The organism is Streptomyces sp. NBC_00442 (genome assembly GCF_036014195.1).
GTDB lineage: Bacteria > Actinomycetota > Actinomycetes > Streptomycetales > Streptomycetaceae > Streptomyces.
Window position 1 is genome coordinate 4,863,180 of record NZ_CP107918.1, and the last position, 25,938, is coordinate 4,889,117.

Annotated in this window: 27 protein-coding genes and 1 tRNA gene; 15 read left to right on the forward strand and 13 right to left on the reverse strand. The window is 72.4% G+C overall.

The window, feature by feature from the left end; genetic code table 11:
- Nucleotides 1–63: 63 nt before the first annotated feature.
- A tRNA-Lys gene (locus OG432_RS21735) sits at nt 64–137 on the reverse strand.
- 193 nt (nt 138–330) lie between these two features.
- Between OG432_RS21735 and OG432_RS21740 the strand changes: the two genes are divergently transcribed.
- The 6 genes from OG432_RS21740 (at nt 331) to OG432_RS21765 (ending at nt 8,197) form a co-directional block, all read left to right on the forward strand.
- On the forward strand, nt 331–1,725 hold the full coding sequence (locus OG432_RS21740; RefSeq protein WP_328312622.1) for a peptidoglycan-binding protein: 1,395 nt from the start codon (nt 331–333) through the stop codon (nt 1,723–1,725).
- 25 nt (nt 1,726–1,750) lie between these two features.
- A complete protein-coding gene (locus tag OG432_RS21745; protein WP_443058430.1) occupies nt 1,751–3,001 on the forward strand; it encodes an SPFH domain-containing protein in 1,251 nt (416 codons plus the stop codon).
- Nucleotides 3,002–3,189: 188 nt separating this feature from the next.
- On the forward strand, nt 3,190–3,789 hold the full coding sequence (locus OG432_RS21750) for a lytic polysaccharide monooxygenase auxiliary activity family 9 protein (protein ID WP_328312623.1): 600 nt from the start codon (nt 3,190–3,192) through the stop codon (nt 3,787–3,789).
- Between the two features lie 26 nt (nt 3,790–3,815).
- Nucleotides 3,816–5,447, forward strand: coding sequence for an AMP-binding protein (locus OG432_RS21755; protein ID WP_328312624.1), 1,632 nt, complete (start codon nt 3,816–3,818; stop codon nt 5,445–5,447).
- Nucleotides 5,448–5,588: 141 nt separating this feature from the next.
- A complete protein-coding gene (locus OG432_RS21760; protein ID WP_328312625.1) occupies nt 5,589–6,986 on the forward strand; it encodes a CocE/NonD family hydrolase in 1,398 nt (465 codons plus the stop codon).
- Nucleotides 6,987–7,201: 215 nt separating this feature from the next.
- Nucleotides 7,202–8,197: an SGNH/GDSL hydrolase family protein gene (locus tag OG432_RS21765; RefSeq protein WP_328312626.1), complete on the forward strand. Its 996-nt coding sequence runs from the start codon at nt 7,202–7,204 to the stop codon at nt 8,195–8,197.
- On the opposite strand, the gene OG432_RS21770 is transcribed toward OG432_RS21765, so the two are convergent.
- From OG432_RS21770 to OG432_RS21790, 5 genes are all read right to left on the reverse strand, one after another.
- Entirely contained in the window at nt 8,178–8,480 is a 303-nt protein-coding gene (locus OG432_RS21770) for a hypothetical protein (protein WP_328312627.1), read from the reverse strand. The two genes, OG432_RS21765 and OG432_RS21770, sit on opposite strands and share 20 nt — an antisense overlap.
- A gap of 123 nt (nt 8,481–8,603) precedes the next feature.
- The gene (locus tag OG432_RS21775; RefSeq protein ID WP_328312628.1) at nt 8,604–8,795 is read right to left on the reverse strand and encodes a hypothetical protein; all 192 of its coding nucleotides are present in this window, start codon (nt 8,793–8,795) and stop codon (nt 8,604–8,606) included.
- A 135-nt stretch (nt 8,796–8,930) separates the two neighbouring features.
- Complete coding sequence (locus OG432_RS21780; RefSeq protein ID WP_328312629.1) at nt 8,931–9,080, reverse strand: hypothetical protein; 150 nt, start codon at nt 9,078–9,080, stop codon at nt 8,931–8,933.
- 74 nt (nt 9,081–9,154) lie between these two features.
- Nucleotides 9,155–9,352, reverse strand: coding sequence for a hypothetical protein (locus OG432_RS21785; protein WP_328312630.1), 198 nt, complete (start codon nt 9,350–9,352; stop codon nt 9,155–9,157).
- A gap of 122 nt (nt 9,353–9,474) precedes the next feature.
- On the reverse strand, nt 9,475–10,203 hold the full coding sequence (locus OG432_RS21790) for a GntR family transcriptional regulator (protein ID WP_328312631.1): 729 nt from the start codon (nt 10,201–10,203) through the stop codon (nt 9,475–9,477).
- Nucleotides 10,204–10,262: 59 nt separating this feature from the next.
- Between OG432_RS21790 and OG432_RS21795 the strand changes: the two genes are divergently transcribed.
- Nucleotides 10,263–11,087: a class I SAM-dependent methyltransferase gene (locus OG432_RS21795; RefSeq protein WP_328312632.1), complete on the forward strand. Its 825-nt coding sequence runs from the start codon at nt 10,263–10,265 to the stop codon at nt 11,085–11,087.
- An 88-nt stretch (nt 11,088–11,175) separates the two neighbouring features.
- Here the strand turns inward: OG432_RS21795 and OG432_RS21800 are convergent, their stop codons facing one another.
- The 6 genes from OG432_RS21800 to OG432_RS21825 form a co-directional block, all read right to left on the reverse strand.
- Nucleotides 11,176–12,777 (reverse strand): MFS transporter, encoded by a 1,602-nt coding sequence (locus OG432_RS21800; RefSeq protein WP_328312633.1) that lies wholly within the window; start codon nt 12,775–12,777, stop codon nt 11,176–11,178.
- Between the two features lie 92 nt (nt 12,778–12,869).
- Entirely contained in the window at nt 12,870–13,847 is a 978-nt protein-coding gene (locus tag OG432_RS21805; RefSeq protein WP_328312634.1) for an aldo/keto reductase, read from the reverse strand.
- Nucleotides 13,848–13,952: 105 nt separating this feature from the next.
- On the reverse strand, nt 13,953–15,269 hold the full coding sequence (locus OG432_RS21810; protein WP_328312635.1) for a cytochrome P450: 1,317 nt from the start codon (nt 15,267–15,269) through the stop codon (nt 13,953–13,955).
- The gene (locus OG432_RS21815; protein WP_328312636.1) at nt 15,266–16,249 is read right to left on the reverse strand and encodes a menaquinone biosynthetic enzyme MqnA/MqnD family protein; all 984 of its coding nucleotides are present in this window, start codon (nt 16,247–16,249) and stop codon (nt 15,266–15,268) included. The genes OG432_RS21810 and OG432_RS21815 overlap by 4 nt, the downstream gene beginning before the upstream one ends.
- Nucleotides 16,250–16,306: 57 nt before the next feature.
- A complete protein-coding gene (locus tag OG432_RS21820) occupies nt 16,307–17,080 on the reverse strand; it encodes a class I SAM-dependent methyltransferase (RefSeq protein ID WP_328312637.1) in 774 nt (257 codons plus the stop codon).
- Nucleotides 17,081–17,455: 375 nt separating this feature from the next.
- On the reverse strand, nt 17,456–18,397 hold the full coding sequence (locus tag OG432_RS21825; RefSeq protein ID WP_328312638.1) for a ScbA/BarX family gamma-butyrolactone biosynthesis protein: 942 nt from the start codon (nt 18,395–18,397) through the stop codon (nt 17,456–17,458).
- 118 nt (nt 18,398–18,515) lie between these two features.
- On the opposite strand from OG432_RS21825, the gene OG432_RS21830 reads away from it, so the two are divergent.
- Nucleotides 18,516–19,148 carry a ScbR family autoregulator-binding transcription factor gene (locus tag OG432_RS21830; RefSeq protein WP_328312639.1) on the forward strand — a complete coding sequence of 211 codons (633 nt, stop codon included), beginning with the start codon at nt 18,516–18,518 and terminating at the stop codon, nt 19,146–19,148.
- Nucleotides 19,149–19,322: 174 nt separating this feature from the next.
- Nucleotides 19,323–20,057: an SDR family NAD(P)-dependent oxidoreductase gene (locus tag OG432_RS21835; RefSeq protein ID WP_328315194.1), complete on the forward strand. Its 735-nt coding sequence runs from the start codon at nt 19,323–19,325 to the stop codon at nt 20,055–20,057.
- A gap of 205 nt (nt 20,058–20,262) precedes the next feature.
- On the opposite strand, the gene OG432_RS21840 is transcribed toward OG432_RS21835, so the two are convergent.
- Nucleotides 20,263–20,874 (reverse strand): TetR family transcriptional regulator, encoded by a 612-nt coding sequence (locus OG432_RS21840; protein WP_328312640.1) that lies wholly within the window; start codon nt 20,872–20,874, stop codon nt 20,263–20,265.
- A gap of 299 nt (nt 20,875–21,173) precedes the next feature.
- Between OG432_RS21840 and OG432_RS21845 the strand changes: the two genes are divergently transcribed.
- The 6 genes from OG432_RS21845 to OG432_RS21870 all read left to right on the forward strand — a co-directional run bounded on the left by OG432_RS21845 (nt 21,174) and on the right by OG432_RS21870 (nt 25,904).
- Nucleotides 21,174–21,866, forward strand: coding sequence for a LuxR C-terminal-related transcriptional regulator (locus tag OG432_RS21845; RefSeq protein WP_328312641.1), 693 nt, complete (start codon nt 21,174–21,176; stop codon nt 21,864–21,866).
- A gap of 324 nt (nt 21,867–22,190) precedes the next feature.
- Nucleotides 22,191–22,745 carry a hotdog fold thioesterase gene (locus OG432_RS21850; protein ID WP_443058431.1) on the forward strand — a complete coding sequence of 185 codons (555 nt, stop codon included), beginning with the start codon at nt 22,191–22,193 and terminating at the stop codon, nt 22,743–22,745.
- Nucleotides 22,745–23,800 (forward strand): AvrD family protein, encoded by a 1,056-nt coding sequence (locus OG432_RS21855; RefSeq protein ID WP_328312642.1) that lies wholly within the window; start codon nt 22,745–22,747, stop codon nt 23,798–23,800. The genes OG432_RS21850 and OG432_RS21855 overlap by 1 nt, the downstream gene beginning before the upstream one ends.
- A 26-nt stretch (nt 23,801–23,826) precedes the next feature.
- Nucleotides 23,827–24,828 (forward strand): beta-ketoacyl-ACP synthase III, encoded by a 1,002-nt coding sequence (locus OG432_RS21860; protein ID WP_328312643.1) that lies wholly within the window; start codon nt 23,827–23,829, stop codon nt 24,826–24,828.
- A gap of 111 nt (nt 24,829–24,939) precedes the next feature.
- Entirely contained in the window at nt 24,940–25,182 is a 243-nt protein-coding gene (locus tag OG432_RS21865; protein ID WP_328312644.1) for an acyl carrier protein, read from the forward strand.
- Nucleotides 25,183–25,205: 23 nt separating this feature from the next.
- On the forward strand, nt 25,206–25,904 hold the full coding sequence (locus OG432_RS21870; protein WP_328312645.1) for a histidine phosphatase family protein: 699 nt from the start codon (nt 25,206–25,208) through the stop codon (nt 25,902–25,904).
- The last annotated feature ends 34 nt before the right edge of the window (nt 25,905–25,938 follow it).

The window sequence follows — 25,938 nt, forward strand, 5'->3', positions numbered from 1 at the left end:
CCGGCCCGGCTCCGGGAACGACCGAGGCCCCCTCGCGCTGGGCGAGGGGGCCTCGGTGGTGCGTGCGCCGCCAGGGACTCGAACCCCGGACCCGCTGATTAAGAGTCAGCTGCTCTAACCAACTGAGCTAGCGGCGCCTGCTGACTCGGAAAACTTTACCGGACTCCTGAGGGTGGTTTTGACCAGCGCCACGCTGTCAGATGTTCGTTTTATCGGTACTAATCGGTCAAAATGTGACGTGTTTGGGCAGTACCAACGCTGTCCTGCGCGTGGAAGCGCGGAAACGATCGCCGAAGTCTCCGATTGCGGAACGAACGGGAGAGGCAGCGGATGGAAGCCAGTACACCCGGACCGGTGTTCGAGGACTATGAGCCCACGGCCGAGTGCGGCTGCGCCGGCTGCGCCGACCGGCGGCGGCTGCGGCTGCTCCCGGTGCGCGACGGCGGCCACCCCGCGGCACACGGCGGAGCCCGCCGCGCACTGGTGGCGGCCACGGCGGCCTCCATGGTGCTCGGCGCGGGCACGGCGGCCGCGGCCGCCCCGCTCCCGGCGCCCGAGGGCCCCGGCGCGAACAGGGCCGCCGACCCGGGCCCGCCCAACGGGCAGGGCAGCACCAGCGGACTGCACGGAGCGCCCGGCCACGCCGCACCCGAGACGCCGCGGCCCACCACCCGGGCCGAGATCATCAACCGGGCCAAGACCTGGGTGACCGCGTCCGTGCCGTACGACATGGAGGCGTACTGGAAGGACGGGTACCGGCAGGACTGCTCCGGCTACGTCTCGATGGCGTGGGATCTCGGCACCAACGAGTGGACGGGGAGCCTCGCGCAGTTCGGGGTGCGGGTGACGCGCGACGAGCTGCAACCCGGCGACATCCTGCTCTTCCACAATCCGAGCGACCCCAACAAGGGCTCGCACGTCGTCCTCTTCGGCGGCTGGACCGACTACACGCACACCTACTACACCGCCTACGAGCAGACGCCGCCGCACTCCCGCACCCAGGCCACCCCGTACGCGTACTGGAAGAACTCGGCCAGTTACGTGCCCTACCGCTACAAGGGGATCGCCGCGGGCAGCGCGGGCGCGGTGCCCGCCGCCGACCGTGACAACGGCACGGGCGCCGACAGCGGGAGCGCGGCGTTCCCCGGGGCGGACAAGTTCGGGCCCGGCGCCGACAACGCTTACGTCACGCGGCTCGGCCAGATGCTGGTGCGGCGCGGCGGAGGCCGCTTCTACGCACAGGGCCCCGGGCCCCGCTGGGGGACGGCGGACCTGAACGCGACCCGGGCCTTCCAGGAGGCCCAGGGATGGACCGGCGCCGACGCCGACGGGATTCCCGGGGCGCGCACCTGGGCGCTGCTCGTGCAGGGGACCGGCAAGAACATCCCGCCCGTCCCGGCGGGTCCGCCGCCCTCGGGTTCGCTCTCCTCGGGTGCGGTGCCCGCCGCGGCGGTGCCTGCGGCCGCAGCCGGTGCGCAGGCGGCGCGGCCCGCCTACCCCGGTGCGAGCACCTTCCGTACGGGACAGAGCGGTCCGTACGTCACCCGGCTCGGCCGGCAGCTCGTGCTGAAGGGCTTCGGCACGCACTACACCTCGGGTCCCGGGCCGCGCTGGGGCGAGGCGGACCGGCGCAACGTCGAGGCGTTCCAGCGCGCACAGGGCTGGCGCGGCGCCGAGGCCGACGGCTACCCCGGCCCCGAGACGTGGCGGCGGCTCTTCGCATGAGGACATGAGGAAGGGACACACCAGCATGCAGACCCCGACCCCGACCCAGACCCAGACCCCGACCCCGGGGCCGGCCGCATCCGGTGGCGGCGAGTCGCCGCCCCGGGGCCCGGCCGTGGGGCCCGCCCAAGCTGTCGCCCCCGCCCAAGCTGCCGCCCCCGGCGCGCCGGACACCGGTCGCAGGGTGGCGGTGATCCGCGGCGAGAGCACCGCCGAGATCCCCGTCCATCTGCTGTTCCGCGACGACACCGGTCCCGGCCCCGTGGTGCACGCGGCGGATCCGCGGGCCCCGCGCCCGGCCGCCGCACGGCCGCCTCAGCAGGCCGGACCGCGGAGCGTGGTCGCCGCGCCCGCGCGGCCGGCCACACCGGTGGATCCCCGCATCGCGGAACGGCCGGGCCCGGCGGTGCCGGGCGGCGTCGCGGTGGCCGCCGGGATCATCGCGCTCGCCGGGTGCGGCGCCGTGACCTGGTGGGCCGGGGTCCTGCCGCGTGCCCTCACCGCGTTGCTGCGGCTGCCCGCGCATCCGTACCACGGGATCCGGCTCGAACAGTGGGGGCTGCTCGCGCTCGGGGCGACCGTTGCGGTCCTCGCCTTCGGAGGCCTCGACCGCGGACACGTCGGCTATGCCTGGGTGCTTTCCCTGTTCGGCGACTACCGGGGGAGCGTGCGGCGCACCGGCCTCGTGTGGATGAGCCCGCTGCTGCTGCGGCGCCGCGTCGACCTGCGGCTGCGGCACTGGCGCAGCGAGCCGATGGGCGCCGTCGACGCGCGGGGCACCGCGCTCCAGGTCGTGGTCCTCGTGGTGTGGCGGATCAGGGACACCGCGCGGGCCACCCTCGCCGTCGCCGACCACGAGAGGTATCTGCGCGAGCAGGTGGAGGCGGCGATGGCCCGCGTGCTCTCGCAGCTCCCGGCCGACGCCTTCCACGAGGACGCGCCGACGCTCAGGAACGCGGAGGCCGTCGGCGAGGCGCTGACCCGGATGCTGAAGGAGGAGGCGGAGCCCGTCGGCATCGAGCTGTACGCGGCGCAGCCGACCCGGATCGAGTACGCGCCCGAGGTGGCCGCGGCGATGCGCAGACAGCGGGTCGCGGCGATCGACGCCCAGCACCGCGACTCGGTGCTGACCTCGGTGGTCGACGCCGTGGACGACACCGTGCACCGGCTGACCTCGCGGGGCCTGGTGGAGCTCGACGCGTACGAGCGCAAGGCGTTGGTGAAGGACCTGACGGTCGCGTTCTACACGGGGCGCGGGGCGGGGGAGGGCGTCTGAGGGGGCGTGGGCCGGGCGGTGGCCGAGGGCCCGCACGCCGGAAAGACGTCGAGGGATTGGCCTGGACCAGGATCTGGACACGCCCAACTCCCTTCCATAGTCTGTTAGTTGGTCTAGACCGGAACATGACATACCGCACGCGTGCAGCCCATCCCCAGGAACTCCCCACGTTCTCCAGGAGTGTCAGCATGCGAAAGAAGCAGCGGCTCGGTGCCGTCGTGGTGGGACTCGCCGTCGCCGGCGCGTCCCTGCTCGCGACCGGCAGCGCGAGCAGCCACGGCTACACCGACCAGCCGATCAGCAGGCAGAAGGTCTGCGCCAACGGCACGGTCAAGAACTGCGGCGACATCCAGTGGGAGCCGCAGTCCGTCGAGGGCCCCAAGGGCTTTCCCGCGTCCGGCCCGGCCGACGGCACCATCTGCGCGGGCGGCAACAGCAGGTTCGCCGAGCTGGACGACCCGCGCGGCGGTACCGGCTGGCCCACGACACAACTGACGGGTGGCCAGACCTACACGTTCCGCTGGCAGTTCACCGCCCGCCACGCGACGACCGACTTCCGGTACTACCTCACCAAGCAGGGCTGGAACCCGGCCCAGAAGCTGACCAGGGCCGCACTCGACACCCAGCCGTTCCTCACCGTTCCCTACGGCGGCAAGCAGCCGCCCGCCACGGTCTCCCACCAGGGAACCATCCCCACCGGCCGGACCGGGCGCCAGATGATCGTCGCCGTGTGGACGATCGCGGACACCGGAAACGCCTTCTACGCCTGCTCGGACGTTCAGTTCTGACGCTCCATCAACTACGGTGCGGCGCCATGACGAAGAGGGCGTCGATCGCCGCGTACGTACAGCGCCAATGGGGCGACCGGCGGACCGCGCTGCGCTGCGGCGACCTGGAGCTCACCCACCACCAGGTCGCCGCGGGCGCTGCCGCCCGTGCGGCCCTCCTCGCCGAGCTGCTGCCCCGGGGCGCCGAGCCGCACCTCGGAGTACTGCTCGACAACACCCCCGAATTCGCGCTCTGGCTCAGCGCGGCGGCCCTCGCCGGGGCCGCCGTGGCGGGCATCAACCCGACCCGGCGCGGGCCCGAGCTGGCCCGCGACATCCTGCACACCGAATGCGCGGTCCTGGTCACCGGCCGCGCCCACCTTCCCCTGCTCGACGGGCTCGAACTGCCCGGCGTACGGGTCCTGGTGACCGACACCGAGGCGTACGACCAGCTGCTCGCCCCGTACCGGGGGGCGACGCCGGGCGATGCGACGGTGGGGCCGGTCGGGCCGCGGAGCCGGCTCCTGCTGTACTTCACGTCCGGCTCGACCGGCGCCCCCAAGGCCGCGATCTGCACCCAGGGCCGGCTCGCGGCGGCCGGCGAGTCGCTCGCCTCCCACTTCGCGCTCGGCCGCGAGGACGTCCACTACATCTGCATGCCGCTGTTCCACGGCAACGCGGTGATCGCCAACTGGGCCCCGGCGCTGACGACCGGCGCGACGGTGGCGCTCCGCGACCGCTTCTCGGCGTCGGGCTTCCTCGACGACGTACGGGCGTACGGCGCCACGTACTTCACCTATGTGGGCCGGGCGGTCCAGTACCTGCTGGCCACCCCGGCCCGGCCGGACGACCGCGCGCACACCCTGCGGACCGGGTTCGGCACCGAGGCCGGGGCGGCCGACGCGGACCGGTTCGCCGCACGGTTCGGCGTGCGGCTCGTCGAGGGGTACGGGTCCTCCGAGGGCGGGGCGGCGATCCAGCGCACCCCGGGCACACCGCCGGGCGCGATCGGCGGGGCCGCGCCGGGCAGCGACCTCGCGGTGGTCGACCCCGAGACGGGCCGCGACTGCGAGACGGCCCGCTTCGACGCGGCCGGCCGGCTCCTCAACGGGGCCGCCGCGATAGGGGAGTTGGTGAACCGTGCGCCCAACCCCTTCGAGGGCTACTGGCGCAACCCGGCCGCGGAGGCGGAACGGCGCCGGGGCGGCTGGTACTGGACGGGTGACCTGTTCTTCCGCGACGCGGACGGCTTCCTCTACTTCGCGGCGCGCGCCGACGACCGGCTGCGGGTCGACAGCGAGAACCTGGCCGCCGCGATGATCGAGAACATCCTCGCGCGCTGGGAGCCGGTGCGCGGCGTGGCGGTGTACGCGGTGCCCGACCCCGTGACGGGCGACCAGGTGATGGCGGCCCTCGCCCTGCCGGACCCGACCTCCTTCGACCCCGCCGCCTTCGCCGAATTCCTCGCCGCCCAAACCGACTTGGGTACGAAGATGGCGCCGCGGTTCGTGCGGGTGATGGCGGGGCTGCCGGTGACGGCGACGAACAAGGTGTGGCGGGCGGGGTTGCGGGGGGAGGGGTTCTGGTCGGGCGGGATCGTCTGGTGGCGCCCCCCGGGAGACTCGGCGTACCGCCGCCTGACCTCCACCGACCTGGCCGCGGCTCTGCCCCGGTCCTGAGCGGGGCGGTTGCCCGACCGTGCGGCGCCGCCCTGGACCTTGGTGCCTGTCGTCCCCCGACCGCGGTGCACCGTCGCCCCCCGGGCAGGCGGTCCGCCGGGAATCAGGAATAGAGCGGGACCGCCCACCACTTGCTCGATCATGAGATTCATCGATGTTCCGACCAGGGACGGATCCGTCCTGCGGGGAATCCACTACGCATCGTCCCGGCCCCAGCCCGGACCCGTGGTGCTCGTCCTGACACCGTACGGAGCGGACCGGTACCACCCGGACGGGCAGTTCTTCGCCGGGCGGGGCTTCCACTTCGTGAGCCTCGACTCACGGGGGCGTGGCGATTCGGACGGAGTGTTCAGACCGTTCCACGACGACGGTGACGACGGGCACGACGCGGTGTCGTGGCTCGCGGACCAGTCGTGGAGCACCGGCGACGTCGTCACCTACGGCGGGTCGTACAGCGGATTCGTCCAATGGGCGGTGGCCGGCACCCGACCGCGAGCGCTCCGCGCGATCGCACCCGTGGCATCGGTCTGCCCGGGGGTCGACTTTCCCATGGTCGGCAACGTGCCCACCGCGTATGCCGTCCAGTGGCTGGCTCTCAACCACGGGCGGCGGATGAACACCGGCCCGTGGAGCGACAGCCAGTACTGGCGCGACGTGCACCGCGGCCTCGGCGACCGGCCGTACCGGGACCTGGACATCGCGTCGGTGGGTGAACGGCTGCCGGCGTTCCAGGAGTGGCTGGACCATCCCGTGTACGACGCGTACTGGGCGTCGTTCGTGCCGCCCGAGCCCCTCACCCTCCCCGCGCTGACCATCACCGGCCAGTACGACGACGACCAGACGGGCGCACTCACGTACTACGAGCGGCATGCGAAGACCCATCTCGTGATCGGCCCGTGGGACCACGGTGCCACACGGTCGTCCGCGCGTTCCATCGGCGGCCTGACCTTCGCCGCGGACAGCGCGGTCGACCTGCGCGCGCTCCACGCCGACTGGTACGACTGGGTGCTGGGCCGCGGCCCGAGCCCGGACTTCCTCGCGGACCGGGTCGCGTACTACCACATCGGTGAAGGGTGGCGTCACGCTCCGTCATTGCCCCAAGGGCCCACGATCGAGCTGTGCCTGCCCGGGACGGCACTCGACCTGGAGCCCTCGCTGGTTCACCAGGCGCCCGACGGCTTCCAGGAACACCTGGCAGAGGACGAGTTCGTGGCCACGGCCCCGGCGCACAGCGTTTCCGGCCGCCCGCGCGCACGCCTCGCGCTGTCGTCCGACCTGCCGGACTTCGACCTGCTCGTCGGGCTCTACTTGCTGCGTGACGAAGCGACGCTCCTCGGCGAGGCGGTGCTCCGTGCCCGCCACCTCGACCTCACGCGGCCCGTCGACCTGACGTTCCCGTTCATCTCCCGGCAGACGGAGCCGGGTGATCGCTTCGCGGTGCGGGTGCGGGCCCCTCACACGCGGTACCAGACCAACCGCCATGCGCGGGGCCAGGTGCGGCTTGGCGCGCAATCGTACGTCTCCATGCCTTCGGCGTGATGTGCGTGACGACACGTCAGCCGCCCCCGGCACCGGGCCCGTTCGGAGGGTGTGGGGTGGGGGTGGGGTGGGGGTGCCTGGTCGGCGGACCAGCTGCCGCATCCGGGTCGGAGGGACGGGGATGGGGCGGCAACACCGCCTCGCCCGTCGCGCGGGCGAGTGAATCCTCGGCCAGCGTCCCCCCTCCACCCGCCCCGCAATGGGTGGATGGGCCCGTGAACCCCCGCCTCTTCCTCGCCGCGATGGCCGCCGCCTCCGCCCTGCTCGTCGTTCCCGTCACGCCCGCCGCGGCTGCTGCGGACACGGCACTCCCCGCTCCGCGAGCCGCGCGCGTCGGCGCGACGACGCCCGCCGGGCAGCAAGCCCGCGAACACACCCGCGCCCACCCCCGCTTCCGCGAGTACGTCGCCCTCGGCGACTCCTGGTCCGCCGACGTCACCGTGCTCGGCATCGATTCCACGTACGCCCCCAGCGGTTGTGCCCAGAGCACCTGGAACTACCCCAAGCAGGTCGCCGCCCAGCTCCACATCGACGTGCTCCGGGACGCGACGTGCGGGGGCGCCACCACCGCCGAGATGACCGCGCCGCAGAACGTCGGCCGCGTACCGCTGCTCGCGCAGGGCGTGAACCCGGCCCAGTTCGACCGGCTGACCCCCACCACCGATCTCGTCACCGTCGGCATCGGCGGCAACGACATCGGGCTCGCCACCGCCGTCATGGGCTGCGTCAACCTGCTGCCCGCGCCCGTCGGCAGCCCGTGCCGCAACCGGTACACGCGGGCCGACGGCGCCGACATCATGTCCCAGCGGATCGCCGACACCAAGTCCCGGATCACGGACGTCCTGACCGGCATCAAGCGCCGCTCGCCGCACGCCACGATCCTGGTCGTCGACTACCTCGCCGGGGTCGCCGCCGACCGCGGCTGCTACCCCCTGGTGCCGATCCTCGACCAGGACATGACCTGGTTCGGCGCGCGGCTGCGGGAGTTGAACGGCATGCTCGCCGACGCCGCCGCCGAGAACGGGGCGTCCTTCGTCGACACGTACGACGGAAGCCGCGGCCACGACGTCTGCGCGCCCGCCGGCACCCGCTGGGTGGAGGGACTGGTGCCCCTGTCCACCAACCCGCCGGGCCTCGCCGTCCCGTTCCACCCCAACCGCCTCGGCGCGGATCACCAGGCGGCAACCGTGATCAGCGCGTTGGGTGAGTAGCCGAAGAATCCGGGTCAGCTGGGAGTCGTAGGGCGAATCCGCCGACCTGGTAGTCCAGCCCTTCCCGGAACTCCAGGCGTGGGACGGCGGCCCGCATCGCCGGGTACAGCGCGGGCGGCACCTCGTAGGCGCCCGCCACGAGGAAGTTGTCGTCCCCGCGGGGGAACAGGTCCCTGATCCGCAGGATCTCCGCTCGGTCGAGGTCGGCGACATGCGCGGCGTCGTCGTCGCCGGCCCAGCCGATGAGTTCCCAGCCGAGGGTTTCGGTATTGGTGTCGTTCATGCGCCCACGGTAAGCGCGGAGCGGGCCCGGACCAACAGGGTTTCAGTAGCCTCGGGGGCCTGCACGCGCGCCGCCAGGAGTACGTACTGGCCCGGCTTGCCGCATCAGCGCACCGCCCAAGAGTCAGGCGTAGCGCTCCCAGGCGTGACCACCACGGTGGCCGACCGGGAGCCAGCACGCCAGCTCCTTCGTGGGGCTGGTGGACCGACAGATGGGGAGGCACCGAACCTCCATGTCAATCATGTCGACGCCCTCGCCCCATGCCACCCACAGCGCGCGGTCGGGGGCCTGGGCCATGTAGAGGAGCTGCGCCACGTGAGCGCCGTGAGCGTGTGAATCCAGCTCGCATGTGACGCGTTCCGGCAGGTCGTCGACCTCGGCCCCAGGGTATGACCGTGCCAGACTCCACAGCGCCTCAGACAACCGCACGCATTCCGAGCACTCCACAGGTCATACCTCTTCATGGAGTTCCTGGAGGCGGGCGTCGCCCTCGCTCCGGACGTGCGGATGGCTGACGATCGCGGCGTTGGCCGCCTCGATCTCTTCGGCGTCGCCGCTCTTGCGGGCCGACTGCCGCTTCGCACCCCATGCGCGGCACACGTCATGCTCACTCGGCTCCGACGCGCGCAGTCGGTCGAGCAGGCCTGGAAGGGGCGGTGGCTGGAGGGCCCACATCAGCGGGTCACCACCGGGGTGCCGTATACCCGCGCCACCCGCAACTCCGTCGCGGTCGGGGGCCGGAGGCGGCCGGGGTCTACCGCCCACTCCCGACCGCCGCCCGGTGGCCGCAGGAACACCGATCCAGGGTGCACCTCCATGATCTCGCCGAGCTTGTTCGTGTCCAGGTCGACCGCGTATTGCGTCGGGCTCATGGCGTTGGGTCCTTCCACGATGGGATGTGGCGTGAGCCACACCACATAGATTGGACCGGTGGACCGGTCCAGTCAAGTTGCTGAACTGAACTCAACGCTCCCGCGCATCAGGTGACGACGCGTCAGCGACTGGTGCCCATGGCGTAGGTGTCGGTCTCCTCCCACAGATCGCCAGGCGTCACGCCGTACTCGACCACCACCGTCCGCCCGTCCATGTCCGATGCGGTGTGCAGCACCGTCTGCACGGCGAACGGGCCTTCCCGCTCCAAAAGGACCGCTTCCTCGGCGGTGCCGAGCCGGGCGGTCTTGATGTCGGTACCGCGCGCTGGGCTGCGCCCCGTCATGCGCTGGATGTAGCGGGTGGTGCCCTCGACGATCTGCTTCGTTCCCTCCAGGCGCGGGCACTGGTCAGCGATGTCCAGCGGGAACCAGGCCTGTACCACCGTGAGGGGTGAGCCGTCGGCCAGCTGCATGAGCCGGTCGCGGCGCAGCGCCACCTGCCCGTCCGTGATGCCGAGCGCGCTGGCAATGCGCCCCGGCGGGGCCTCGCGCACAGGGGTGCCGAGGATCCGGAAGGCGCGGCCGGTGCCCGCCCGGGTGGTGCCGGTCTTGCGCCCGCCGGCCGCCCGCGCGAGCGGCGCGGGGACGACGCGGAACCCCTGCCCCTGCCGTGCCACCACCAGGCCGTCCTGGACCAGGATGTCGTACGCCTTGATCACGGTCGCGCGCGAGACGTCCCACTGCGCGCACAGATCGCGCTGCGAGGGCAGCAGGTCTTCCGGGGCGAACTCCCCGTCTGCGATGCGCTGCCGCAGAGAGTCGGCGATCAGCTCGTACTTGAGAACGGCCATGTGTGCGAGCCCCTTACTTCTCTGGACAGGTGGACCGGTCAAGGTAGACCATCCCCGCTATGACACCAGACCCGCAAGTCGCGCCGGAAGTCCTCGCCTTCTACTCCGAGACGATCGACGAATCCGAGCGGCTGACCACCAGCGCGGACGGTGCGCTGGAACTGGCCCGCACACAGGAGATCCTGCGTCCCCTGCTTCCGCCCGCCCCCGCCCGGATCCTGGACGTCGGAGGTGGCCCCGGAATCCACGCCCGATGGCTCGTCGACGACGGATATGCGGTGCACGTCGTCGATCCCGTGCCCCGCCACATCGAGCAAGCGGCGTCCACCGGCGCGACAGCCGAGCTGGGCGACGCGCGCAAGCTCACCGCCGACGACCACTCCTATGACGCCGTGCTCGTCCTCGGGCCGCTCTACCACCTCTTGGAGCGCGCCGATCGCGACCAGGCACTCGCCGAAGCGGTACGCGTTGTCAAGCCGGGCGGCCTGGTCGCCGCGGCCGCGATCGGCCGCTACGCGTCCCTGTTCGAGCACGTGGCCACCACCATGCTCGACCGTGACCGCGTGCACGATGCCGTCGTCGACATCCTCGCCACAGGCATTCACGAGCCGGGCCGGAAGGGATTCACCGCCGCCTATTTCCACACCGCCGAGTCCCTCGCCGAGGAAATGACCGCCGCAGGCCTGACCGGTGTCACGGTGCGCGGCATCGAGGGGCCCGCCTGGGCCGTACTCAAGGGCGCCGAGCAGCACACCGGGGAATCGGTGACGGGAACCCCCATGTTCCGGGCGGCCCTGCGCGCCGCCCGACTTGCCGAGCCCTACCCCGAACTCCTCGCCGCCTCCTCCCACATGCTCGCTCTCGCGACCGCCGCCAGGACCTGACGGTGCACCAGCGCAAGGGGCCGGCCCTCTCCCGTGCGAAGGAGAGGGCCGGCCCCTCGACCGCACCGTGCCGTGCCGTACGCCTGGCTCACACCGCCGGTTCCGTGAGCCGGGCCGGCGTCGCTCCGGGCTCCCCGGCGGCCTCGGGCGCGGTCTCCTGGGCGTCCCCGCCCGCCGGGGTGGGGATGCCCGCCGCGCCCACGCCGCGCAGCATCCCCGCCGCCAGCACCGCCGCGGCCATCAGGACCAGCGTGCCGGCGAGCGACGCGTACTGCATGCCGTGTACGAAGGCCTCCCGGGCCAGCGTCGTGAGGCCGTGGTCGGTGCCCGCGACCGCCCCGCCCAGGGTCTGTCGGGCGGTGGCCGGCGCCGTGGCCGGCATGTCGGCGCGGTAGACCGCCGTGCCGATCGAGCCGAGCACCGCCATGCCGAGCGCCCCGCCGAACTCCTGCCCCGTCTCCAGGAGCGAGGCCGCCGAGCCGGCCTTCGCGACGGGGGCCGCGGCCAGCCCCATGTCGGAGACCAGCGCCATCACCGTGACGATGCCGCTCCCGATCACCGCCGCGCCGGCCAGCACCATCCACAGGGAGTCCGTGCCGGACAGGGCGAGCAGGACGTATCCGGCGGCCGCCAGGACGAAGCCCGCGGCGACGACGTACGCCCGGTTCACCTTGCGCGCCACGGCGTAGGCGGTGGGGGCCGCGGCGCCGACGGCGAGCGAGGGGGCGACGCTCCACAGCGCGGCCCGCATCGTGCTCATGCCGAGCACCGACTGGAGGTACTGGGTGGTGAAGTACGCCGAGCCCATCATCGCGAACGCGGCGATGGTGTTGAGGGAGATCGCGGCGCCGAACCGGCCCCCGGGACCGAACAGTTCGCGGCTGATCAGCGCGGAGCGCCGGGTCATCTGACGGCGTACGAAGACCGCGCCGACGACCACACCCACGGCGACGCTCGCCGCGTACGAGGGGGCGAAGCCGTCGGCCGCGAACTCCTTGAGCCCATACACCACCGGCAGCACCGCGCCCATCGACAGCGGCACGCTCAGCACGTCGAACTTCCCCGGCGCCGGGTCCTTGAACTCCGGTACGAGCACCGGAGTCAGGACGAGCAGCAGCACCATCGCGGGCACGTTGATCAGGAAGACCGAGCCCCACCACAGGTGTTCCAGCATGACTCCGCTGAGCACCGAACCCAGCGCGATCCCGCCGGCCATGGCCCCGGACCAGATGCCGATCGCCTGCCCGCGCTGCTTCTCGTCGTGGAACATGTTGCGGACCAGGCCCATGGTCGAGGGCATGAGGGTGGCCCCGCCGACGCCGAGCAGTGCGCGGGAGGCGATGAGCATCTCGGCGCTGGTGGCGTACGCGGCGGTGACCGAGGCGATGCCGAAGGCGGCGGCGCCGAACAGGAGAAGTCTGCGCCGCCCGATCCGGTCGCCGAGCGAGCCCATCGTGATCAGCAGCCCGGCCAGCGCGAAGGCGTACACATCGATGATCCACAGCTGCTGGGTGGCCGAGGGGTGGAGCTCGCGGCTGATGGAGGGGAGCGCGAAGTACAGGACGGAGACGTCCATCGAGACCAGGAGGAGGGGCAGCAGCAGGACCACGAAGGCGATCCACTCCCTGCGTCCGGCGCGGCGGGAGTCGCCGCCGGTGGTGCTCGCTGTGGTGCTCGTCGAGTTCGTCATGGCAGCAATGTACGAGCGTCTTAAACAGTTGTCTAGTACTCCCGTTTAAGACGCTCGTATGAATCGGGGGGCGAGGTCTGGGTGACGCCCGGCTACAGACCCGTGCGGGACAGGTCCGCGTCCGCGTAACGGGCGCCCGCCGCCGGCGTGAGCGCGTCGAGCCGCGCCAGCTGCCCGGGGCCGAGCACGACCGCGTCGGCGGCGGCGTTCTCCTCGATCCGCGCGACCCGGCGCGTGCCGGGAATGGGCACGATGTCGTCGCCCTGGGCGAGAAGCCAGGCCAGGGCCGTCTGCGCGGGGGTCGCGCCGACCTGTTCGGCGACGGCCGACACCTCCTCCACGAGCCGCAGGTTCCGCTCGAAGTTGCCCGCGGCGAACCGTGGTGTCGTCATCCGGAAGTCGTCCGCGTCGAGCTGGTCGGTCGACCGGATCGTCCCGGTCAAAAAGCCCCGTCCGAGCGGCGAGTACGCCACGAGGCCGATGCCCAACTCGCGGAGCACCGGCAGGAGTTCGTCCTGCGGGTCGCGCGTCCACAGCGAGTACTCGGTCTGCACCGCGGTCAGCGGGTGCACCGCGTGGGCCCGGCGGACCGTGGCGACGCCGGTCTCCGAGAGCCCGATGTGGCCGACCTTGCCCTCCCGCACCAGATCGGCGAGGGCGCCGACGGTCTCCTCGACGGGGACGTCCGGGTCCAGACGGTGCTGGTAGTACAGGTCGATGCGGTCGGTGCCGAGCCGCCTGAGCGAGCCCTCGACCGCCGTACGCACATTGGACGGTGAGCTGTCGAGGACGTTGGGGCCGCCGCCCGCGTGCGACACGAGCCCGAACTTCGTGGCCACCACGACCTCGTCGCGCCGGCCCGCGATCGCGCGGCCGACGAGTTCCTCGTTGGTGAACGGGCCGTAGACCTCGGCGGTGTCCACGAAGGTGACGCCCAGGTCGAGCGCCCGCCGGATCGTGCGCAGCGCCTCCTGCTCGTCGCTGCCGGCTCCGGTGTAGTAGTCCGACATGGACATGGCACCGAGGCCGAGCCGCGAGACGTCGAGACGGCCTAGTGAAGTGCGCCGCATGACACCCTCAACTTTCGTTCTGGGGAAGGGAGATGGGAGGTAGGGGGGAGGGGTGGAAGAGGTAGGGGATGGAAGGGGAAAGGGGCTTGGGGGCGGGGCCGGGCGTCACGGGCGTGGTGTTTCCCAGGGCACGCTCCGGTCACGGATGCCGTCGGTGTCCAGGGGCAGCGCGTCCAGGCCGCGCAGGACGACGTTGCGCCGGTAGCGCAGTGGCCCGGCGGTGAGCCGGGGTGCGACGACCCGCTGGGCGAAGCGGGTGAACGCGAGCCTCGCTTCCAGCCGGCCCAGGGGGGCGCCCAGGCAGAAGTGCGGGCCGAGTCCGAACGAGAGGTGGTCGCGCGGCGTCGCGCGCCCCGCGTCGAGCCGCCCGGCGTCGGCGACCGCGGCCTCGTCGCGGTTGGCCGCCGCGAGGAGCAGCACCATCGTGGTGCCCCGGGGCACGTGCGTACCGAGCACGTCCATGTCGGTGCGGGCGTGACGGTGCACCAGTTGCAGCGGCGGATCGAGGCCGAGGATCTCCTCCACGGCCGCGTCCGCCGCGCCGGGGTCCCGGCGGATCAGGTCGAGCTGGTCCGGCGCGCGCGTCAGGGCCAACAGGCCGTTGCCGACAAGGTTGACGGTGGTCTCGTGGCCGGCGTTCAGGAGCAGCCGGCAGGTCGTGACCACCTCGGCCTCGTCGAGCCCGCCCTCGTCCTGCGCGCGGACCAGCGCCGACACCAGGTCCTCGCGTGGCGCCGCGCGCCGGTCGGCCACAAGGCGCGTGAAGAACGCGGTCAACTCCCGCTCCGCACGCACCCGTTCGGCGAGGCCCGGGGTCTGGGTCCCGGCGAACGCCGGATAGGGATCGACGGACTCGCCGAGCAGTGCGGAACGGGTGCGGTACCAGTTCCGCTCACCGGTGTCGATGCCGAGGACGCGGCAGATGACGGTGACGGGGAGCGGCGATGCGAAGTCGTCGATGGCTTCGAGCGTGCCCTGCGCGGCCGCCTCGTCCAGCAGGTCGTCGATGAGCTCTTTGATCATCGGTTCGAGCCGGAGTACCGCTCGTGGGGAGAACGCGTGCGACACCAGGCGGCGCAGCTCGGTGTGCCGGGGCGGATCCATGAAGAGGAACGAGGGAATCTCCGCCACGGGCGCCACCGCTCCCTCGGGGCCACCCGCAACATCCGCCTCGCCCGGCGCGCCGCCCCCCGCTGCGTACAGCAGCGCGTGCCGGCGCTCGTTGCTGGCGCGGGGGTCCCGCAGGACGCTGCGGCAGGCCTCGTACGAGCCGAAGACCACCACCGGCCGGCCCTCCACCCACACCGGCTCCGCCCGGCGGGCCTTCTCGTAGAGGGGGTAGGGGCAGCCCCTCGCCCGGGGCGACAGGATGCGCAGCAGGGTCTGCTCGTCCGACTCGGTGTCGATGTGCGGTGTCGTCATCGCTCGGCCCTCCGGGGCGAATCCGGGGTGAAGAAGACGGGGCTCCGGTCGCCGTCGACGATGCCGCGGCGGGCCGCGAGCCGCTGGTAGTGGCGCATTCCGTCGAGTGCGGCGGCGGACAGGTCGTAGCGCAACGTCCGGTAGTAGAGGGCGAGTTGGTCGGGTGTGAAGGAGGAGCCCTCGGCGGCGTCGGCGCTGACCGATGCCGGTTCGCGCAGTGCGTGGTCGCGGGCCGCCACCAGTTCCCGATGGATGTACGCCACCATCGCCGGGTGCCGTTCGGCGAACTCGCGCCGCACCGCCCACACCGCGAACACCATGGGCAGCCCCGTCCACTCCCGCCACATCGCCGCGGTGTCGTGCACCTGGTGCACCTGGCGCACCCCGCCGTGTCCGACGCCCCGCCCGGGAGCGGCGGCGCCGGGCGCGGCACCGGGCGTGCGCACAGCGGGTTCGGCCGCGTCGAAGTGGGCGCGCAGCGCCGGGTCGCCGATGACGACGCCCGCGTCGCCCCGCGCGAGCATGGCCGGCACGCTCGGTTCGCAGGGGAAGTAGCGGGGCCGCAGCCCCATCCGGTCCTCCAGGAGGAAGCGGGCGAGCAGCGTGGTGGTCCGGCTGGTCGAGCCCAACGCGACGTCACGGCCGCCGAGTTCGGTCAGCGGCACCCCGCTGACGATGGCGCAGGACATGACCGGACCGTCCGCGCCGATCGCGAGGGCCGGGAGCAGGAGCAGCTCGTCGATGTGGCGCAGATACTCGACGAGGGTGATCGGCCCCAGGTCGAGCCGGCCGTCGACGAGCCGGTCGCTGACCTGCTCCGGGGTCCGGGAGACCAGGTCGATCCGGTGGAGCAGCTCCGAGCGTTCGAGGCCCCACTGGATCGGACGGCAGTTGAGGAACGAGATGAACCCGACCCGCGGGCGCCGCACGGACCGCGCCGTCCGCGTGAGTGGTGCGTCGGTGAGCCTGACGGCGGGCATGAGCGGGGTGCTCCCTGTCTTCACTTCCGGGGACGTTCTCGGACCTGATGTGCGGGGCTACTTGCGGCCCCAGGACTGGACCAGGGCCGGTGCCAGGTCCCAGAACGCGCCGTCGTTCAGGAGGTCGTAGAACGCGGTCAGCTCCTCCTCGGTGAGGTAGCCGCCCGCCAGCAGCCGCTCCCGCGACATGTCGACGGTCAGCCGCCAGAAGTCCGCGAGGGCCGTGCCGCCGCGCAGGTTCTGGGTGAGGGTCCGCGCACCGACCTCCGCGAATCCGTACGTCCGGAAGGAGCCGGGCTGGGAGCGCGACCACCAGCTGTCCGTGCCGAGCGTGCCGCAGATCAGATCGCTCCACCGCTGCATCGCCCGTGCGTAGGCGTCGTTGGGCGAGCTGTCGATGGGGAACCAGCAGAACGATTCGATCAGGACGAACCCGCCGGGCCGCAGCCACTGGGTCATGCGCCGCAGCACCTCGTCGCGCTGCGGCAGGTGGCTGAGGACGAGACGGGCGTGGATGACGTCGAAGGACTCCGCGGGGAACGGGTCCGACGTCACGTCGTGCACCATGGGGACGAGGTTGGGCTCCGCGGCCCCTTCGAGCATCGAGACGTCGAGATCGGTGGCCACCACCTGACCGTTCGGCGCCTGCCGGCTCAGCCATCTGGCCACCGAGCCCGAACCGGCTCCGACCTCCAGACAGCGGGCATCGGGCGCGATCCCCAGGCCGGTCATCATCTCGGCGCACAGCGGGTCGAAGACCTCGCCGAGCAGGGTCAGCCGTGTTTCCTCGTCGCGGTCGAGTGCGAAGAGGGTCTCGCCGTACTTTTCCATCGGTGCGTACTCCCTGTGCGCGGAATGAGGACCGGGCATGCGCCGCCGGGCGGCACGCCGCGGTCGGGGGTCGCCGGTCGAAGCCTCCTGGCGAAGGCCGTCGGTGCTGGTGAAGGCCGTCGGTCGAAGCCGGCAGGAGAAGATGGAGGAGCGGCGGGCCGACGCGCGAACGCCTGCCCGGGGTTGGCCGGACCGCTCGACTCGCATCCCTGACCGTCACGTAGGCAATCACGACCGGGTCGGCATTTCCATGCGGGAGGCGCCCACTGACAGCAACCTGCCAGCCACGCACGGGCGTTGGGGAGCCCGGCTCCCGGGCGCGGAGGCGGCCCGGGAGCGGGGTCGGGGTCGGTGTCGGTGTCGGGCCGGGTCGGTTCAGCCGGTGGCGGCGGGCGCGAGGGTGACGACGGAGCTGAAGACCCGGCGCTCGCGCTGATGGGCGTCGACCCGCACCCGGGGGCGGCCGTGGAGCTCGGGGCCCAGGCGTGTGGTGGTGAGCAGGCAGGGGGCGTCGAACTCGACGTACCGGTCGAAGGCCGTGTCGAAGCCGAGCGGGACGGCCGGCCGCGGCAGGCTCGCCCGCGCCGCCTGGCCGGCCGCTTCGAGGAGCACCATGCCGGGAATGTGGTCGTGCGGGTGGTCGTAGAGCACCGAGTGGCCGGTGTCGACGCGTATCTGCCAGCGGTCGGGGCTGTCGGTGGGGGAGAGGACCACGTCGCGCGCGTGGTCGCGTCCCACTCGCTCGGGGGCGACGGCGGGGCCGGGCGGCGGGGCCTGGCCGAAGGCGGCGCGGGCGTCGGCGTACGAGCCGCGCAGCCGGTTGTAGATGGCGCCCGGGTGCGTGCTGTAGTGGACCTCGGCGGACCCCGCGTACCGGCCGTCGATGCTGCCCTCGATGTGGGCGACCAGCTGCACCGAGCCGAGCCTGCGGCGCTTGACGGCCGAGTGGACGACCCGCATCCGTACGGTCGTCGGCCGCGTGGTGGTGCGCAGGGCGTCCACGGTGACGTCCGAGCACAGGTACTCCCAGCCCAGCCGGTGGTCCGTCGGTATGTCCAGCGACATGTGGCAGGAGACGGCCAGCGACTGGCGCACGCTCTCGGTGAAGAGCAGCGAGCTGTGGGCCTGCGGATCCGGCGTGTAGAAGGCGTGGGCCCCCGGCCATTCCAGGGTGACGGTCTGCTCGGTCTCGCACAGGTGCTGGTAGTCGACGACCAGGGCCTCCGACAGGTCCTTCTTGCCGACAAGTTCCTTGAGACGGAGAAGGGTTCGGCTCTGCGACGATATGGGCGCTGCTACGACGGTGGTACGGGACATGGCGCTGACTCCCCCTGAGACTGCTTCCGTCCGGCCGTGCGGCTGGACGCCTGCATGATCGAATAAATAAAATAGTGTTCGTTGTTTTCTTTGTCGAGTGGCGAGCGAGGGACCCCCGATGGCGAGAGTCGTGAAGCAGGAGCGTGCGGTACGGACGAGGGAGGCGCTTCTTCACGCCGGGGCGGAGGTCTTCGGCGAGTTCGGCTTCGTCGGCGCGAGCGTCTCGAAGATCGCCGATCGGGCCGGTCTCACGCTCGGCGCGATGTACTTCCACTTCAAGTCCAAGGAGGAGCTGGCCCGCGAGATCGTCCGCGCCCAGCCGGGCCGGGTCAGCCCGCCGCACGACTCGCACGGTTTGCAGCATGCCGTCGACACCACGCTGACCTGGGCCTACGGGCTCAGCGACGACCCCATCCTGTTCGCGGGCACCCGGCTGGTGATGGACCAGGAGAACTTCATCTCGCCTGAGGAGAACTCGCACCGGCAGTGGAGCGACGTCCTCGCGTCGGACTTCCGTGACGCGCAGGCCAAGCGGGAACTGCGCAAGTCGGTCGACCCCGAGGCGCTGTCCCGGCTGATCGTCAACTCCTGTACCGGCGCGCAGATGCACTCCTCCATCGAGTCGGGTCAGGCCGACCTGCCCCACCGCATCGAGGAGATGTGGCGCATCGTGCTGCCGGCCGTCGCCCCGCCGAGCGCGGTCGCGCGCCTGGAGTTCGGCGAGGCGCGCGGGCGCGGCACGCGCGGCTGACCCCGGGGGGCGGGGGCAGGGGCCCGGCCCCGACGCGCTCGGTGGTAGGACGGTGTGCTGTCCTGACGATGATCAATTGTGCGAGCAGTCCACAACGGACGGACGGATGGTGGGGGGATGACCGTGGTGTCGTCGTCAAGCAAGGGAGCCGGCGGTCTCGATGGCAGGACGGTGATGATCACCGGCGCCTCCAGCGGGATCGGGGCGGCGGCCGCGGCGCTGTTCGCGGCCGGGGGCGCCAACGTCGTCCTCATGGCCCGGCGGGAGGACCGGCTGAGGGAACTGGCCGCGCGGATCGGCGCGGAGGGCGGGGCCGTGGCGCTCGCTCCCGGCGATGTGACCCGGTCGGACGATGTCGAGCGCGCGGTCGCCACGGCCGTGGACACGTTCGGCTCGCTCGACGCGGCGTTCAACAACGCGGGCTGGGGGGTGATGGGTACGCCCCTGCACCTCATCGAGGACGACGTCTACGACCGGATCATGGACGTGAACGTCCGGGGTGTGTGGAACGGTCTGCGCCACCAGATCCGGGCGATGCGGGCCCAGGGGGGCGGCGGCGCGATCGTCAACACCTGTAGTACGGCAGGGCAGTTCGCCACCGGCGCCGCCGCGCCGTATGTGGCGGCCAAGCACGCGGTGCTCGGCCTGACCCGGGCCGCGGCGGCCGAGAACGGCGCGCACGGCATCCGCGTCAACGCGCTGATGGTCGGCACGACGCGTACCGAACTCATCGAGCGGGCGATGGAGAGCCTGCCCGGCCTCGAAGAGGCGGCCGTCGCCCGCGCCGTGCAGAAGCGGCTCGCCGACCCGGCGGAGATCGCCCGGGTCGCCGTCTGGCTCTGCGGCCCGGAGGCGTCCTTCATGACCGGAGCGGCCGTGCCGGTGGACGGCGGCTGCAGCGCCGTGTGAGCCGGCTCGGGGGCGGGTCGGTGCCGGTGGGGCTGCCGCCCTGGCATGGGGTGATGCCGGTGGGTAAGCCGGGTGCCCGGGGGTGATGCCGGTGGGTAAGCCGGGTGCCCGGGGGTGATGCCGGTGGCGGGTCTGCCGCCCTGGGGCGGTCGGTGCCGGTGGGCCGGTCGGCCCCGCGTGCGTCCGTGCCGGTGGGGCCCAGCGTTCAACTCCCGGAGGGCCGGGCCCCCGCGCACGGCTCCACGGCGGGAAGGATCGCCTCCCACATGCGGGTGACCAGATCGGACACCCCGCCCGAGCGCGCCTTGCGCAGACCCGCGGCGGGCTGGGAGCGCAGGTCCGCCTCCGCGCCGTGCACCAAGTACATGGCGAGGGCCAGGACCAGCGAGGGCTCGGCGCCCGCGCGGGTCATGGTGTCCGTGCCCTGGGCCAGTTCCTCCTCCATCGACGTGGCCCAGGCCGACGTCCAGCTCGCGCCGTCGCCCGCGTGGTCGTGGTCGAGGCGCGCCGCCGCGCGCACTTCGACGTCGTTCTCCAGACATCGCACCACCGCGACGGCGATGGCGATCGCGGTGCGCAGCGGGCTGGCCTGCCGGTCGACCCGCTGGACCGCGCGCCGCGTGGCCGCCACGCCCTGCGCGTGCACCGCCTCGGCGAGCTCCGCCTTCGAGGAGAAGTGGAAGGTCACGGCGCCGACGGTGGTGCCGGCCGTCCTGCTGATGCCGGAGAGGGACGCCGCGGTGTAGCCGCTGTGGTCGAACTCCTGGGCCGCGGCACGGATAAGGGCCTGCCGGGTGCGGGCAGCTCGTTCCTGCATCGCGTTGACCTTTCCTCGACACGCGCACCTGTGTGCGGCGGTTCCATGGGCCCGGCCGGTCCCACACGATGGACACGGCCTCCACCTTGCAAGAAGAAGGTAAAGAGATACCCATCTTGATGCAAAGGTCGAAGGGTTCGGCGCGATCGTTCCGGGAGGTGGAACGGCCGGGACCGGTGTGCCGGGTGCGCTCGGCCCAGGATAGGCCGGGGCTGGGTTTCCTATAAAAAAAAGATAGCTACCACTATGCTTTGTGTCCTGAAGTGATCGGGACGTCGGAGCTGGGGGAGTTGCGAGTCATGATGGTGTCAATTCAGGCGGCGAGGGGGGCGCACCAGCGTCCGCTGCCGACCGCGCGCGACGTGCTCGCTTCGCTCGCCCTGCTGGGCCGGTTGGCCACCCGGGAGCTGTGCCTCGTCCTGCCGAGACAGTCGTGCGACCGGCAGATCGGGCAGTACGTGACGTCGCTCGTGGAGAAGCTCGCAGGTCAGGGGGTGCGGCTGCGGGTGATCGCGGCGTCCGGATCCGGTGGCGACCCGGCCCCCGGTGGCGACCCGGCCCCCGAGGAGAGCGTGCGCCGGGTGGTGTTGGCCGGGGCCCGGGTGCGCACCGTGCCCCGTGTGCCGCTGTGGATGTGCGTCGTGGACGGTCAGAACGCGCTGGTGCCCGCGGACCCCGCGGGCGGCGCCGGCGCCGTCCTGCTGAGAGGTGCGGCGCCCGTCGCCGGCTACGTGGCGCTCTTCGAGCAACTCTGGTCGCAGAGCGCGTCATTGGCCGGTTCCCTTCCACCGTCCCCGGCGCAGGCCCTCGACGAACGCGAGCAGGAAGCGCTGCTCCTGCTCGCCGAGGGCCTGACCGACGACGGGATCTCGCGCCGCACGGGGCTCTCGATACGCACCAACCGGCGGACCATCGCCAAGCTCATGGACCGGCTCGGTGCGCGCAGCCGGTTCCAGGCCGGGGTGGAAGCGGCCCGGCGGCAGTGGATCTGAGCGCCGGGGCGGCCGAATCGCCCTGTGGGCACGGCAGTTGGGGCGGTCGGCGTGCGGCTGGGTCGTCGGCAACGGGGTCGGCGGCGCCGGGGTTGGCAGCAGTGGGCCATGTGCTTGTTCGCCCCCCACGCCCCCTGTTTCACTGAAGTCGTTCGCCGGAGACCGGCTCGAAGGAGCGCGGCGGCGACGGCGGGGGGATTCCGCGGGCAGCGTTGCCCGCCGGAGCGACGTCTCGGTACACACGCTACCCAGAGCGCGGCCGGCCCTCCTTCTCTCATCCTTTGCGATGCCCGGGTCGACGTACCCGGGCCAACGGAGACCTTGATGAAGCAGATGGCTCTCGGGCCGGTCGCTGTCCGCTCCGGCTACGAAACCGAACAGCTCGTCGAGCGCATGGGAGTGAAACTGCTCCTGTGCCAGCCGGGACTCGTGGTCGGCACCCTGCCCGTCACGGGCAACCGCCAGCCGTTCGGCGTGCTGCACGGCGGCGCCAACGCGGTCCTCGCCGAAACCCTCGGCTCGGTGGCCGCCTACCTCCACGCCGGACCCGGCGGCAACGCCGTGGGGCTCGACCTGTCGTGCACGCACCACCGGTGGGTGTCCTCGGGGACGGTCACCGGGGAGTGCCGCCCGCTCTTCGAGCGCCGCACCATCGCCTCGTACGAGATCGCCATCCTGGACGAGGCCGGGCTGCGCACCTGCACCGCCCGGCTCACCTGTGTCATCCGGCGCGGCGCCGTGAGCGGCCGGCCGACGCCGCCTTCCGCGACTCCGCCCACCGCCCCACCGTCCGGCCGGTCGGCCGTCCCGCGCGATGCCCCAACTCCCCTCCACAGTCCGGGAGTTCCACGCCCCCACTCCTCACAGTCGGAGAACTGATGGCTACCACCTCCACGCGCACGGCGCTGTCCTCGGTCGACGACCATCTGGGCCCGGCCGACCAGCGCTTCTTCGGCCGTGGCTTCCGCCGCGTCGGATACGACATCGGCGACGTGCGGATCGCCGCCGCCGAGGACGGCGGGCTCCGCTCCGGCGCCACCGTCGGGGTGCGCTACCCGGTCGACTGGTCCAAGAAGGCCGCGTCGGGTGACCTGCGCCCGCACTTCAGCACCATCGACGCCCTGGTCGTCGCCGCCCAGCTGACCGAGGTCTGCCTGGCCGGATCGGCCGACGGCGGCGCCGACCTGACGACGGCCTGGCTGCGCCGGGTACGGATCGGGGCCGGCGGCAAGCCGCAGGAGGACCTCGAAGGTCTGGCGGCGAGCGCCGTGCGACGCGGCGTCGGCCCGGTCGAGGACGCCGCGGGCGAGCCCGCCCCCGGGCTGAGCGCCTCCGTCTTCGACTGTGCCATCGGCGCCATGCGCGTCCAGTGCGAGGTCGTCCACCCCAGCCTGCGGCCGGTCCCGGGCGAACGGCGCTTCGCGCACCCCGACGATCTCCTCGGCCCGGCCGCCGACCGCTACTTCGGCACGGGGTTCACGGCCAGGCGCCAGCACGTCCGTGACGTCGAGGTCGACCAGGCCGGCCTCGGCGCCACCGCCCGCCTCACCCTGGCACCCGACGGCCCGCAGCCGCGCACACCGGCCGGCATCGCGGCCGCCCACCAGCCGTCGGTGTCCATGGTGGACGCCTTCGTCACCGCACTCCAGCTCGCCCAGGTGATGCTCTACGAACACGACGGCGTACGCCGCCAGGACAGCAACACCCTGTGGATGCGGCAGACCGTCATGTCGGCCGGGCACCCGGAGCGCATCGGCGCCGACGGCGTGCCCGTCACCACCCGGCTGGCCGCGCTCGACCTGCTCCGCATGCGCGGCGCCACCTGGCGCACGCTCGACGTGCTGGGCGAGATGGCCGGCATCCGGCTGAAGTCGTCGGTCACCCACCAACTCCCCGAAGGGCACCGCCTCGTGCCCCACACCTCGGCGCACTGACGCCCACCATCCCCAAGGAGAGTGACATGACGCGAACGGCAGTGGTCGCCGGCCTCGGCGGGACCGTACCTCCCCGTGTGGTGACCAACGACGAGCTCGCCAAGCGGCTCGACACCTCGGACGAATGGATCCGCAGCAGGACCGGCATCTCCCAGCGCCATGTGATCGACCCCGGCATGACCACCAGCGACCTGGCCGCGGAGGCGGGGCTGCGGGCGCTCAAGAGCGCGGGCGCCGAGAGCGTCGACCTGGTCGTCGTCGCCACCACCACCCCCGACCGGCCCTGCCCGGCCACCGCCCCGACGGTGGCGACCCGCATGGGCCTCACCGATGTGCCGGCCTTCGACATCGCGGCCGTCTGCTCGGGATTCGTCTACGCCCTCCAGGTCGGCACCGCCGCGATCGTGGCCGGATTCGCCGACCGCGTCCTGGTCGTCGGTGCCGAGTCCTTCAGCACCCTGCTCGATCCCGACGACCGCACCACCGCCGCCATCTTCGGCGACGGAGCGGGCGCGGTGGTCCTGCGGGCCGGGGAGGAGCACGAGCCGGGCGCGATCCGTGACTTCCACCTCGCGAGCGACGGCAGCCAGGCCGACCTGATCACCGTCCGCGGCGGCGGCGCCGAGCAGCGCGCGAGCGGCCGTCCGCTGCGCGTGGAGGACACGTACTTCCGGATGGAGGGCAAGTCGGTCTTCTTCGCCGCGGTGCGCAGCATGGCCGAGTCGTCGCGGACCGTCCTGGCCAGGACCGGCTGGGACATCGACGACGTGGACCGGCTGGTCGGGCACCAGGCGAACGTCCGGATCCTGCACGCGGTCGCCGACCGGCTCGGCCTCGACCCGGAGCGCGCCCTGGTCAACATCGACCAGGTGGGCAACACCTCCGCCGCCTCCATTCCGCTCGCCCTGGTCGACGGCACGGCCGACGGCACGCTGAAGCCCGGCGACCGGATCCTGCTCACCGCCTTCGGCGGCGGAGCGACCTGGGGCTCCGCAACCCTGACCTGGCCCGAGCTGCAACTCGCCTGATCCGTACGGAAGGTGGTCCGTGCCACCGGCCCGCGGTCCCCAACACCCTTACCCCATAAGCCCTTTGTGCGGCTTTCCCGGATGTTCCGGCACGACCCCGAGGTGGGACAGATGAACGACACCCTGATGAGTCAGATCGTCGAGATCCTGACCGAGAAGTTCGAGATACCGGCCGAGGACGCGACCCCGCAGACGGTCTTCGACGACCTGGGCGTGGACTCCCTCGCCCTGCTCGAAATGTCGCTGATCCTGGAGAAGCGGCTCGGCATCTCCATCGCGGAAGGCGTCCTCGAATCGGGCCAGACCATCCAGCAGGCGGCCGGGGCGCTCGACGTCCTGGGCGCGGCGGCCTGATCGGGCGGGGGACCGGACACGCCATGCGCATGATCCTGCTGCGCCACGGAGAGACCGGCCGCAACGCCGAGAACCGCTTCCAGGGCCAGTCGGACATCCCGCTCAACGAAGCGGGCGTCCGGCAGGCCGAGCGGGTGGCGCGCTCCCTCGACCCCGCCCGATGGACCGCCGTCTACTCCTCGACCCTGGACCGGGCCGTCCGGACCGCCGAACCGATCGCCGAAAACCTGCGGGTGCCGCACTTCCGCTTCGAAGCCCTGCGCGAACGCGACCTCGGCGAACTCGACGGCCTCGACCGGGCCGCGTACGCCCGGCGCTACCCCGCCCGGATGCGGCGACTGCTGACCGACCCCTTCTACGCACCCGAGGGCGGGGAGACCGGGGCGGCCGCGCGGTCCCGCTTCAGCCAGGGCCTGCGGCGCATCGCCGAGGTCACCCGTGACGACCCCGCGCGGCCCGTCCTCGTGGTGACGCACGGCGGGGTGCTGCACCTGCTGGCCCGGTGGATCCTCGGTGAGCACGACACGCGGCGCGACATGATCGGCAACTGCCGGGCGGCCGCACTCGACGTCGAGTGGAGCGCCGACGGCGCGCTGCGGGCGGACCTGCTGAGGTGGAACGTCGAGGCGTACGAGTGCGAGGGCCCGGCCCCGGCCCAGGGCAGCCCCCGGATCGCGCTGCCCCTCATGCCCGCCATCCCCATCCCGCGCGGAGCGGCCTGACCGGCCCGCCCCACCCGCCGGCGGGCCACCCGCC